Annotated in this window: 11 protein-coding genes; 5 read left to right on the forward strand and 6 right to left on the reverse strand. The window is 70.8% G+C overall.

The annotated features are described in order from the left end of the window. The first annotated feature begins 59 nt into the window (after positions 1 to 59). A complete protein-coding gene (locus tag AB0D04_RS24935; RefSeq protein WP_362707226.1) occupies positions 60 to 968 on the forward strand; it encodes a helix-turn-helix transcriptional regulator in 909 nt (302 codons plus the stop codon). 78 nt (positions 969 to 1,046) lie between these two features. On the opposite strand, the gene AB0D04_RS24940 is transcribed toward AB0D04_RS24935, so the two are convergent. From AB0D04_RS24940 to AB0D04_RS24960, 5 genes are all read right to left on the reverse strand, one after another. Next, positions 1,047 to 1,862, reverse strand: a complete 816-nt coding sequence (locus AB0D04_RS24940) for an SAM-dependent methyltransferase (RefSeq protein WP_362707229.1) — start codon at positions 1,860 to 1,862, stop codon at positions 1,047 to 1,049. A 232-nt stretch (positions 1,863 to 2,094) separates the two neighbouring features. Further along, entirely contained in the window at positions 2,095 to 2,697 is a 603-nt protein-coding gene (locus tag AB0D04_RS24945; protein ID WP_362707231.1) for an ABC transporter substrate-binding protein, read from the reverse strand. Beyond that, a complete protein-coding gene (locus tag AB0D04_RS24950; protein ID WP_362707234.1) occupies positions 2,697 to 3,443 on the reverse strand; it encodes a 2OG-Fe(II) oxygenase in 747 nt (248 codons plus the stop codon). The genes AB0D04_RS24945 and AB0D04_RS24950 overlap by 1 nt, the downstream gene beginning before the upstream one ends. A gap of 24 nt (positions 3,444 to 3,467) precedes the next feature. Continuing rightward, positions 3,468 to 3,974: a methylated-DNA--[protein]-cysteine S-methyltransferase gene (locus AB0D04_RS24955; protein WP_362707237.1), complete on the reverse strand. Its 507-nt coding sequence runs from the start codon at positions 3,972 to 3,974 to the stop codon at positions 3,468 to 3,470. A gap of 160 nt (positions 3,975 to 4,134) precedes the next feature. Next, positions 4,135 to 5,637 (reverse strand): AlkA N-terminal domain-containing protein, encoded by a 1,503-nt coding sequence (locus tag AB0D04_RS24960; RefSeq protein ID WP_362707239.1) that lies wholly within the window; start codon positions 5,635 to 5,637, stop codon positions 4,135 to 4,137. Positions 5,638 to 5,730: 93 nt separating this feature from the next. On the opposite strand from AB0D04_RS24960, the gene AB0D04_RS24965 reads away from it, so the two are divergent. Continuing rightward, complete coding sequence (locus AB0D04_RS24965; protein ID WP_362707241.1) at positions 5,731 to 6,603, forward strand: class I SAM-dependent methyltransferase; 873 nt, start codon at positions 5,731 to 5,733, stop codon at positions 6,601 to 6,603. On the opposite strand, the gene AB0D04_RS24970 is transcribed toward AB0D04_RS24965, so the two are convergent. Further along, positions 6,593 to 7,078 carry a DUF6314 family protein gene (locus AB0D04_RS24970; RefSeq protein ID WP_362707242.1) on the reverse strand — a complete coding sequence of 162 codons (486 nt, stop codon included), beginning with the start codon at positions 7,076 to 7,078 and terminating at the stop codon, positions 6,593 to 6,595. The two genes, AB0D04_RS24965 and AB0D04_RS24970, sit on opposite strands and share 11 nt — an antisense overlap. Before the next feature lie 129 nt (positions 7,079 to 7,207). On the opposite strand from AB0D04_RS24970, the gene AB0D04_RS24975 reads away from it, so the two are divergent. The 3 genes from AB0D04_RS24975 to AB0D04_RS24985 are packed head-to-tail and all read left to right on the forward strand — an operon-like array spanning position 7,208 to position 11,797. Then, on the forward strand, positions 7,208 to 8,677 hold the full coding sequence (locus AB0D04_RS24975; protein ID WP_362707244.1) for an aldehyde dehydrogenase family protein: 1,470 nt from the start codon (positions 7,208 to 7,210) through the stop codon (positions 8,675 to 8,677). After that, positions 8,674 to 10,221, forward strand: a complete 1,548-nt coding sequence (locus AB0D04_RS24980; RefSeq protein ID WP_362707247.1) for an amino acid permease — start codon at positions 8,674 to 8,676, stop codon at positions 10,219 to 10,221. Before AB0D04_RS24975 ends, AB0D04_RS24980 begins: the two co-directional genes overlap by 4 nt. A 16-nt stretch (positions 10,222 to 10,237) precedes the next feature. Further along, on the forward strand, positions 10,238 to 11,797 hold the full coding sequence (locus tag AB0D04_RS24985) for a GMC family oxidoreductase N-terminal domain-containing protein (protein ID WP_362707250.1): 1,560 nt from the start codon (positions 10,238 to 10,240) through the stop codon (positions 11,795 to 11,797). Positions 11,798 to 11,856 lie beyond the last annotated feature (59 nt).

Raw genomic sequence — 11,856 nt, forward strand, 5'->3', positions numbered from 1 at the left:
TACGTGCGTACGGGCCGATGGGACACTGGGCATTCGCCCGACCACTCAGGGGAGTCAGCATGATCGCCGCGAAGCCGAGCACCCAACCGTCTCTGCGCCGCTATCTGGAGCATCCGCGGGGCGGTCCCACCGTCCTGCGGATCGTGCTGGGCACCCAGCTCCGGCGGCTGCGTGAGGCGGCCGGCGTCACCCGGGAAGCCGCCGGGGACGCCATTCGCGGCTCCCATGCCAAGATCAGCCGCCTGGAGCTCGGCCGGGTGAGCTGCAAGGAGCGGGACGTCGCCGATCTGCTGACGCTCTACGGCGTCACGGACGAGGCGGACCGCTCCGACTTCCTCAAGCTGGCCCGCCGCACCAGCACGCCGGGCTGGTGGCACCAGTACGGCGATGTACTGCCCAACTGGTTCGAGACCCACATCGGCCTCGAGGAGGCCGCCTCCGTCATCCGCACCTACGAGGTCCAGTTCGTACCCGGCCTGCTCCAGACCGAGGGCTACGCCCATGCGGTGGCCCAGCTCGGCCATCCGCGGGCCTCCGCCGAGGAGATCGAGAGACGGGTCGCGCTGCGCGTACAGCGGCAGGCGCTGCTGACCGCGCCGGACGCGCCGCGGCTGTGGGCGGTGATCGACGAGGCATCACTGCGCCGCCCGCTCGGCGGGCCCGGTGTGATGACCGATCAGCTCAGGCATCTCCGCTCGATGGCGGAGCTGCCCAATGTCACGCTGCAGGTCGCGCCGTTCAGCCTCGGCGGCCTGGCGGCGGCCGGCGGTCCGATCACGATCCTGCGGTTCCTGGAGCCGGATCTGCCGGACATCGTGTATCTGGAGCAGCTGACCAGCGCGCTGTATCTGGACAAGCGCGACGACGTCGATCACTATCTCGCCGTGATGGACCGCCTCAGCGCCCAGTCCGAGTCGCCGCGGGCGTCACTGGCGCTCCTCGACCGTCTGATGACGCAGGAAAGCTGACGGAGGCAGGGCCCCGGCCGGGTCCCCGCCTCCGTTTTCCCTGGTCTTCCTGCGTTCTCCGGTTCCGCCGTGGCTCCCCTACCTCTTACGGGCCACTCCCCCGAACTCGATCCACTCCATGGTGAGTTGCTTGGGTCCGAGATCCGCGTCCGGCTTCCAGGTGGAGACCTCCACCAGTCCGGGCTCCTGGATCTCCAGCCCGTCCAGGAACGCCGCCAGCTCGTGCGCCTGCCGCACCCGGCCCCACTGGCCATGGGTGCTCTTGTCCATGAACTCCGTGACGAAGTCACGCGTCGCGGCGTCCTCGCTGACCAACTGGCACACCACCAGGAAGCTGCCGGGCGCCAGCCGGTCGGCGACCCGCTTGACCAGGCCGCCCGGATCGGCGGAGTCCGGGATGCAGTGCAGTACGGAGACGAACAGCGCGGCGACCGGCTGGTCGAAATCGATCAGCCGCTTCACCTCCGGGCTGCTGAAGATGCCGTCTGTATCCCGCATGTCCGCCTGGATGACGGCGGTGTTGGCGTTCTCCTCCAGCAGGGCGCGGCCGTGCGCCAGCACGATGGGGTCGTTGTCGACGTACACCACGCGCGACTGAGGGTCGATCTGCTGCGCGACCTGGTGGACGTTGTCCTGGGTCGGCAGGCCGGATCCATGGTCGATGAACTGCCGGATACCGTGCTCGCGGGCCAGCCAGCGCACCGCCCGCCGCAGAAAGCGCCGGTTGTTGATCGCCAGCACCTGAGTGCTCGGCACGACCTCGCTCAGCTTGTCGCACGCCTCGCGGTCGACGGCGTAGTTGTCCTTGCCGCCGAGGTAGTAGTCGTACATGCGCGCCACACTCGGGATGCTGACATCGACGGCACTGGACTGCGGTTGCGTTTCTTGGCTCATTCCACACTTTCCCGTCGCTTCGACAGCCACCAGCCATACGGCACCGACGCACCGTCCCTAGCGGATCCACACCGGATCCGCGCCGGATCCGTGTCGTATCTGTGAGGGAACGACTACGCCGTGCGCCGTCCAACATACCCATCGGACGCCGACTGTTGCAGACAACAGACGTGCGAATAACGCCCGTTCCCTCCGCCGCATCCGCCCCACCCCCACCACACCGCAGCCGCCGCTACCCGTCTGCCGCGGCGGGCGGACGGGCGGTGACCCAGCGGTGGTTCACCTCCCAGGTGCCGCCTCCGGTGGACGCGCCGCGCAGGCCGTGGAGCGTGTCCGGGCCGGTCAGGGCGGGCAGCCGGGAGTCCTGGAGGGCGGCGAAGGCCACGGTGCGGGCCGGGTCCCAGTCGGTGCTGTGCCGCAGGCGGCGGGCAAGTTGGGCGAAGCCGAGCGGGGCGGCGGCGATGACCCAGGCGTCAGGCTGTTCGGCCGTCAGGCGCTTGGCCGGGCGCAGCCAGGAGGCGGCCGACTCGGGCCAGTCGACGACGGCGAGGACCGTACCGCCGCGGGCCTGCCAGGCGGCGGTGAAGGCCTCGGCGGCCGCGCGGGAGGCGGGATCACGGCTGTGGCCGACGGTGACGGTCTCGACGCGGGCCTTGGGGCGGGCCAACAGGCCGATGAGGGCGGCGAGTTCGGCCTGGGTGTGGGGGGCGGGCCGGGGCAGGTCGCCGTACTCGGCGAGGGACTCGGCCAGGTCCGCGGCGCCGATGAGCGGGGAAGCGGGCGCGTCGATCAGCCGGATGTCAGTGGGCCCGTCGGCCGGTACGTGGGTGTTCATCAGGCGGCATCGTGGAAGACCAGCCCGAGGGCGTGGCGGCGGCCCGAGCGGACGGTGCTGACGCCGTGCCGCATGGCGCCGGCCGACCAGCCGCGTTTGGTGGCCACCGGGCGGTCCCGGGTGGTGAAGATGAGGCCGTGGCCCTGTTGGAGGACGTTGGTGGTGCCGCGTGACTGCGCCCGTGGGCGCTGTTCGACGAGGAGAAACTCGCCGCCGGTGTAGTCCGTGCCGTGCTCGTCCAGGCCGATGACGACCTGGAGCGGGAAGAGCATGTCGCCGACGACATCGCGGTGCAGGGCGTTCCAGTCGCCCGTCCCGTAGCGGAGCAGGATCTGGGCGGAGCGGTCCTGGCCCGCCTCATGGCACATGGCCAGCCACTCGTCCAGGGTGTCCGGCCACGGGGCCGGGCGGCGGAGCCGGACGGCCCAGTCGCGGGCGATGGTGAGCAGATGGGGGTAGAAGGCCCTGCGCAGTGCGGCAACCGGCTCCGGGAGTTCGTGGTGGAAGTAGCGGTACTGGCCGGAGCCGAAGCGGTAACGGGCCATGTCGATGGTGGTCCGGAACAGCTCCTCCTTCTCGTACAGTGCGGCGATGTCGGCGCACTGGGCCGGGGTGAGGAGCTGCGGGGTGAGGGCGCCGCCGTAAGTGTCCAGCTCCGCAGCCAGGGCGTCCCAGTCGGCCGCATCGACGTGTCGGGTGGCCTGGGCGGTGGCGTTCTTGCCGGCCACGTGGGGCTTGGGGGTCATGTGGGTCTCCGGGAAGGGGTGCGGTCAGGCCGCCGGGGTGATGCCTTCGAGCTGCAGGAGCTGCTCTTTGCGCTCGAGTCCGCCGGCGTAGCCGGTGAGCGAGCCGTTGGCGCCGATCACGCGGTGGCAGGGGCGGACGACAAGCAGCGGGTTGCGGCCGATGGCGGTGCCGACCGCGCGTACCGCGGCCCGCGAGGCGCCGATCTGCGCGGCGATTTCGCCATAGCTGAAGGTCTTGCCGTACGGGATACCGTCCAGGGCGGTCCAGACGCGCCGCTGGAAGTCGGAGCCACCGGTGACGTACTCGATGTCGAAGCGGGTGCGCTCGCCCGCGAAGTACGCGGCGAGCTGGGCGGCGATCTCCGTGAAGGCGGCCGCGTCCTCGGTCCAGCCGTCCTGGACGGTGGCGCCGCCCTTCTGACCGGGGAGGGACAGCGAGGCGAGCGCGGTGCCGCCGGCGGCGGTGCCGGACTCCTCACCGACCAGCAGGAGTTCGCCCAGGGGGCTGTCGATGGTGGTGTAGACCGTCATCGGTCCGTTCCTCTCGATTGTTCGGGGTTCTGCTTTCGGGTGGTGGGTTCGCTTCGGCGCTCATGTCCGCGTCGATACGTCCATCCTGTTGCCTCGCACGGTGTTTCGCTGGCGGAATTCGGACGTCGCATTTCCGCTGCGGGTGACGTCCGGACGGCGATCAGGCGGCGCGCGCCGGGGGCTGGGCCCTGGCGTTCCAGAAGTGGTGCATGGCGTAGGAGCGCCAGGGGCGCCAGTCGTCCGAATCGGCCATCCGTGCACCGGAGTTGCGCATGCCGGCGAGGACCGCGACGTCGCCCTCCAGCAGTACGTCCGGGTCGCCGAGGGCGCGCATCCGGATGTAGCCGGCGGTCCAGGGGCCGATGCCGCGGAGGTTCAGCAGCTCCTTCTCGGCCTGGTCGCGGTCGGCTCCGGCGTCCAGCGGTACGGTGCCGTCGGCGAGGGCGGCGGCCAGTGTGCGCAGGGTGGCGCGGCGGGAGTCGGGCATGCCGAGTTGCGTCAGGGAGGCCTCGGCGAGGTCGTCGGTGGCGGGGAAGAGGTGGGTCAGGCCGCCGCTGGGTTCGGCGAGGGGTTCGCCGTGGGCGGCGACGACGGCGCTGCCGAGTTTGCGGCCGGCGGGGACCGATACCTGCTGGCCGAGCACGGCGCGCACGGCGAGTTCATGGCCGTCGCAGGTGCCCGGGGAGCGCAGTCCGCGGCGCTGCGCCACGAGTGTGGCGAGCAGCGGGTCCTGGCTGAGGTGGTCGGCCACGGCGTACGGGTCGGCGTCGAGGTCGAGGAGGCGGCGCATCCGCTGGGTGGCGGTGGTCAGGTCGCGCAGTTCGCTCAGGTGCAGCCTGCATTCCAGCCAGCCGCCGCCGTTCCCGTCGGATCCGCCGCCCGGCCGCTCGTCGACCTCGGCGATCCCGGAGCCGTTGGGCAGCCGCAGGGTGCGGCGGTAGGTGCGGGCGCCGGGCTCGCCGATGGTCTCCTCGATGCCGGTCAGTGCGCGGCGTTCGAGGTAGTTGAAGACTTCGGCGGCGGCGTACGGTCCGCGGAAGGCGAGCCGCAGCGCTATGCCGCCGGCGCCGGCCTGCTGTGCCACCGGGCCGAACCGGGCGGTCTTGCCGGGCCGGGCGGCGCGCAGCCCGGTGGGGGTGAGGGCGTAGATCTCGCGGATGGTGTCGTTGAACTGCCGGACGCTGGCGAATCCGGAGGCGAAGGCGATTTCGGCGATGGGCAGCGGGGTGGTCTGGAGCAGTATCCGCGCGGTGTGGGAGCGCTGGGCGCGGGCGAGTGCCACCGGGCCGGCGCCGAGTTCGGCGTTCAGCTGGCGTTGTACCTGGCGGGCGCTGTAGCCGAGCCGCTGGGCGAGGCCGGCGACGCCTTCGCGGTCGACGACGCCGTCGCCGATGAGCCGCATGGCGCGGCCGACCATGTCGGCGCGTACGTTCCACTCGGCGGAGCCGGGTACCGCGTCGGGGCGGCAGCGGCGGCAGGCCCGGAAGCCGGAGCCCTGGGCCGCGGCGGCGGTGGGGAAGAAGCGGACGTTCTTCTGTTTGGGGGTGGTGGCCGGGCAGCTCGGCCGGCAGTAGATCCCGGTTGTGGTGACGGCGAAGAAGAAGTCTCCGTCGAACCGCGCGTCGCGGCTGCACACCGCCTCGTATTTGCTGCCATCGCTCATCACCCTTCCACTGTGCGGCATGCCGGCGATGCGGCGCTGGCGGAAATCGGACGGGGCGTTCGGGTGGCGTTCGGAGGTGGGTAGGAGGGGCGGATGACCACTGAGCAGAGCGATCCGATGTACGGGGCGGGTGTGGCGGGGACCGTCGAGGAGATGGTGCGGGCCAATCGGGCGAACTGGGATGCCCGTACCCCCGTCCATGTGGCCAGCGAGTTCTACGGGGTGGACGGTACGCGGACGGCGGAGGACTGGTTCGCGCCGTTCGAGTGGGCGGATCTGGGCGGTCTGGCGGGGCGGGAGGTGCTGCATCTGCAGTGTCATCTGGGCACTGAGACGGCGGCCTTCGCGGAGCGGGGCGCGGCGCACACGGTGGGGCTGGATTTCTCCGCGGCGTCCGTTGCGCAGGCGCGGCGTCTGGCGGCGGAGGCGGGCCGGGAGGTGGAGTTCGTCGAGTCCGATGTGCATGACGCCGTACGGGCACTTGGCGGCCGGCGCTTCGACGTCGTCTACACGGGCAAGGGGGCGCTGTGCTATCTGCCGGATCTGGCGGCCTGGGCCCAGACGGTTGCCTCGTTGCTGCGGCCGGGTGGCACGTTCTACCTGGTGGAGTTCCATCCGTTGCTCAACGCCCTGGGGCCGACGCCCGGCCCGGAAGGTGATCGGCTCGTGCTCCGGCACGACTATTTGGCGGGCCGCGGGCCCATCCGGAGCGATTCGCCGCACACGTATACCGATGGCCCGCCGGTGCAGGGCGCGACGACCAGCTACGAGTGGCGGCACGGCCTCGGCGAGGTCGTCTCCGCCGTCGTCGCCGCCGGTCTGCGGGTCGAGCTGGTGCGGGAGACCGAGCTGCTGCCGTGGAAGCGGTTCGAGGCGATGGTGCCGGCCGGGAACGGATGGTGGCGGCTGCCGGAGTCGGAGCCGATCGTTCCGTTGTTGTTCGCCGTGCGGGCGGTCAAGGGGTGACGGGGGCGCGCCGGTACACGGACCGCAGCAGCTGCTCCTTCGCCGGGCCGCCGACACGCCATTCCAGGTGCCATTCGTCCGCCGCGATGACGGTGAAGATTCCCTCGTAGCGGTCGTCGGCGCAGGGGTGTACGGCGGTCCAGCGGCCGGTGCGCAGGTCGAGGTCGTGGAAGGGGCGGCCGTCGGCGAAGGTGATCCGGGCGGTGCCGTCCGGCAGGGGCCGCAGGCGCAGTGTGCGGCTCGCCGGGTGGACGGTTCCGGCCCAGGTCAGCTCGCCCTCCTCGATGTGCAGCAGTCCGGCGCCGGCCGCGTCGGGCCGGAACTGGGCCGTGCCGTGGAAGCTGCCCTCGGCACCGGTGCACAGGTCCCGGACGGTGCGCGCGATGCGCCAGCCGCCCGCCAGGTAGGTCGCGGCGTCGGGGACGGGGTAGCGGGCGGGGCCGATGGGGCGGCGCTGATGCTCCTGGGCTGGCATGACCTGATTGTCGCGCCCCGGGCGCCGGGTCCACGCTCCCGGCCCCGCGTGCCGTGCGAACGAACGGCACCCGCCTTACCCTCGGTGCAGAGTTCGCCACCGTACGCGACCGAGACCGGAGGCATGCCCATGCCGGAGCTGTTCATCGGCGGTCAGTGGACCGCAGCGGCCGACGGGCAGGTGCGGGAGATCCGCTGTCCGGCGGACGGCAGGCTGGTCGCGACGGTCGATGAGGGCGGGCCGAAGGATGCGGCCGCGGCGGTCGGCGCCGCCCGGCTGGCCTTTGACGACGGGCCCTGGCCGCGGACTCCGGCCGCCGAGCGGGGCCGGCTGGTACTGCGGGTCGCGGAGCTGCTGGAGCGCGACAAGGATGCGCTGGCCAAGGAAGAGTCCCTGGACACGGGGAAGCGGCTGGTCGAGAGCGCATACGACATGGACGACATCGCCAACTGTTTCCGTTACTTCGGCAATCTCGGCGCGGCGGGCGGTACGGACCGGGTCGTCGATACGGGGGTGGCGGAGGCGGACAGCACGGTGCGGCATGAGCCGGTGGGTGTCTGTGCGCTGATCACCCCGTGGAACTATCCGCTGCTCCAGACGGCCTGGAAGGTCGCTCCCGCGCTGGTCACCGGCAATACCTTCGTGCTGAAGCCGAGTGAGCTGACCCCGCACACGGCGATTCATCTGATGCGGCTGCTGGCCGAGGCGGGGCTGCCGGACGGGGCGGCCAATCTGGTGCTGGGCACCGGTGCTCTGGTCGGAGGGCCGCTGACGGAGGATCCGCGGGTGGACATGGTGTCGTTCACCGGAGGGCTGGTGACCGGGCGCCGGATCATGGCGGCGGCCGCGCCCACGGTGAAGAAGATCGCCCTGGAGCTGGGCGGCAAGAACCCGAACATCGTCTTCGCCGACGCGGATTTCGACACCGCCATCGACTACGCGCTGATGGCGGTCTTTCTGCACTCGGGGCAGGTCTGTTCGGCGGGCGCCCGGCTGCTCGTGCAGGACTCCCTGCACGATGCGTTCGTCGATGAGCTGGTCTCCCGTGCGCAGCGGATCCGGCTCGGCGGGCCGTTCGACGAGGACGCCCGGACGGGACCGCTGATCTCCGCCGCGCATCGCGCGAAGGTGGAGGCGTATGTGGCGGCGGGGCTCGACGAGGGTGCGGTACTGCTCTGCGGCGGCTCGGCGCCGGACGATCCGGCGCTCGCGGACGGCTTCTACTACCTGCCGACGGTGCTGGACGAGTGCACCCCGGACATGTCCGTCGTGCGGGACGAGTCGTTCGGTCCGGTGCTGACGGTGGAACGGTTCCGGGACGAGGACGAGGCGGTGTCGCTGGCCAATGACACGGTGTACGGCCTGGCCGGGGCGGTGTGGACGCAGGACAGCGAGCGGGCGCACCGGGTGGCGGCGCGGATGCGGGCGGGGACGGTGTGGATCAACGACTTCCATCCGTATGTGCCGCAGGCGGAGTGGGGCGGGATGAAGCAGTCCGGTGTGGGGCGGGAGCTGGGGCCGGCGGGGCTGGGGGAGTATCAGGAGGCCAAGCACGTCTGGCGTAATACGGCGCCGCGTCCGCAGAGGTGGTTCGAGTGACCGACGGTTCGCACGGGGCCGCCGGGTCGCACGACGACGAGTCGCTGGCGGAACTCGGCTACAAGCCCGAACTCAAGCGCACCCTGGGCAACTTCCATACCTTTGCCGCCGGGATCAGCTATATCTCCATCCTCACCGGCACCTTCCAGCTGTTCTACTTCGGGGTGAGCAACGGCGGCCCGGCGTACTGGTGGTCGTGGCCGATGGTCTTCGTCGGTCAGCTGATGGTGGCGCTGTGCTTCTGTGAGCTCGCCGCCCGGTATCCGGTGGCGGGTTCGATCTACAACTGGGCGAAGCAGCTGGGCGGCCCCCATGTCGGCTGGCTGGGCGGCTGGATGATGCTGACGGCCAGCATGGTGTCGCTGTCGGCCGTGGCCCTGGCGTATCAGGTGACGCTGCCGCAGATCTCGTCGTGGTTCCAGTTCGTCGGCGACGGCACGGGGAAGACCGACGCGGCCGCCAACGCGGTACTGCTCGGCACCGTACTGGTCGCCTTCACCACGCTGGTCAACGCCTTCGGTGTGAAGCTGATGGCGCGGATCAACTCGGCGGGTGTGGCGATCGAGCTGATCGCCGCCATCGTGCTGATCATCCTGCTCGCCGCCCATGTCACCCGCGGCCCCAGCGCGGTGACCGAGACCTTCGGCCTGGGCGCCGGCCAGGATCTGGGGTACCTCGGCGCGTTCCTGACGGCGTCGCTGGCCTCGGCGTATGTGATGTACGGCTTCGATACGGCCTCGTCGCTCGGCGAGGAGTCCAAGGACCCGGGCCGCAACGCGCCCCGCGCGATTCTGCGCGCCCTGGTGGCGTCGTTCCTCATCGGCGGGCTGATTCTGCTGTTCGCGCTGCTGGCGGTGCCCGATCTGCACGCCAAGGAGCTGTCCGTGGACGGCCTGCAGTACGTCGTGCTCTCCACTCTCGGCTCGACCATCGGGCAGATCGTGCTGTGGTGTGTGGTCGTTGCGATCACGGTGTGCGAGCTGGCGGTGCACACGGCCAGCATCCGGCTGGCGTATGCCATGGCCCGGGACAACAACCTGCCCGCGTCGTCGCAGCTCGCCAAGGTCAGCCCGCGGTTCCAGACTCCGGTGCTGCCGGCCGTCATCATCGGTCTGGTGGCGGTCGCCATCCTTGTCATCAACGTCAATCAGCCGCAGATCTTCTCCGTGATCACCAGCATCGCGATCATCATGATCTATCTGGCGTATCTGCTGGTCACCCTGCCGATGCTGATCCAGCGGCTGCGCGGGAGATGGAAGCCGCTCGAAGGACGGTTCTCGCTGGGGAAGTTCGGCCTCCCGGTGAATGTCGTCGCCGTGCTCTGGGGCGCCGCCATGTCCCTCAACCTCGCCTGGCCGCGCGCCGCGGTCTACAACGCGACCGGCCCGCAGCACTGGTATCTGCGCTGGGGAGCCTTCCTGTTCATCGGCATCGTGGGGCTCGGTGGCTTCGCGTACTACTGGTTCGTCCAGCGCAAGCACACCGGAGTGCTGGCCGCGCACGCAGCACAGACGCCGGACAGCCCCCCGCCCCCCAACCCCTGATCCGGAGGACGCCGCCATGCCCGAAGAGCCCCAGGTGGATGCGTTCGACTATGTCGTGGTCGGCGGCGGTACGGCCGGCGCGGTCGTGGCCGCGCGGCTCAGCGAGGATCCGGGCGCCAGTGTCTGCCTACTGGAGGCCGGGCCCTCCGACGTCGACGACCCCCATATCCTCCGCCTCGACCAGTGGATGGCCCTGCTGGAGTCGGGCTACGACTGGGACTATCCCGTCGAACCGCAGGAGAACGGCAACAGCTTCATGCGGCATGCCCGCGCCAAGGTGCTGGGCGGCTGCTCGTCCCACAACTCCTGTATCGCGTTCTGGGCCCCGGCCGAGGACCTCGACGAGTGGGCCGCGCTGGGCTGTACGGGCTGGAGCGCGGCCGAGTGCTTCCCGCTCTACCAGCGTCTGGAGACCAACGACGCGCCCGGTGGCCACCACGGCCGCAGCGGCCCGGTCACCCTGCGGAGCGTGCCGCCCAACGACCCCTGCGGTGTCGCCCTCCTGGAGGCCTGCGCGGCGGCCGGCATCCCCACCACCCCGTTCAATTCCGGCACCACCGTCGTACGCGGCGCGAACTGGTTCCAGATCAACTGCCGGCCCGACGGGACCCGTTCCTCCGCCTCGGTCTCCTACCTGCACCCCGTCATGGGCAAGCGCCGCAACCTCGACGTCCGCACCGGCGTCCAGGCCAGACGCCTCCGGTTCGACCCCTCCCTGCGCTGTACAGGCGTCGACTACCTCTCCCCCGACCTGATCCACACCCGCACCGTCAACGCCCGCCGCGAGGTCATCGTCTCCTGCGGCGCCATCGACACTCCGAAGCTGCTGATGCTCTCGGGCATCGGGCCCGCCGCCCACCTCCGCGCCACCGGGATCGAACCCCTCGTCGACTCCCCCGGTGTGGGCGAAAACCTCCAGGACCACCCGGAGGGCGTGATCATGTGGGAGGCCAAGCAGCCCATGGTCACGACCTCCACCCAGTGGTGGGAAATCGGCATCTTCGCCAATACGGAACCCGGGCTGGACCGGCCGGACCTGATGTTCCACTACGGTTCGGTGCCCTTCGACATGAACACCTACCGCCGCGGCTACCCCACCTCCGAGAACGCCTTCTGTCTGACCCCCAACGTCACCCGCGCCCGCTCCCTGGGGACCGTACGGCTGCGCACCCGCGACTTCCGCGACAAGCCCAAGGTCGACCCGCGCTACTTCACCCATGAGCACGACGTACGCGTCATGACCTACGGCCTGCGCCTGGCCCGCGAGATCATCTCCCAGTCCCCCATGGCGAGCTGGGCCGGCACCGAACTCGCCCCCGGCCCCGCCGCCCGCTCCGACGCCGACCTCCTCGACTACATCCGCACCACCCACAACACCGTCTACCACCCCGCCTGTACGGTCCGGATGGGGGCCGACGACGACCCGGCCGCCCCGCTGGACCCACAGCTGCGCGTCAAGGGCGTCACCGGGCTGCGGGTGGCCGACGGCTCGGCGATGCCGTTCCTGCCGGCGGTGAATCCCTGCGTCACGACGATGATGATCGGGGAGAAGTGCGCGGACCTGATCCGCGGCTGAGCACTCCGGGCCGGGCCCTGAGCACTCCGGGCCGGGCGGGTCCCGCACCCCCCTACCCG

It is taken from the genome of Streptomyces sp. NPDC048483 (genome assembly GCF_040651455.1).
Classification (GTDB): Bacteria; Actinomycetota; Actinomycetes; order Streptomycetales; family Streptomycetaceae; genus Streptomyces.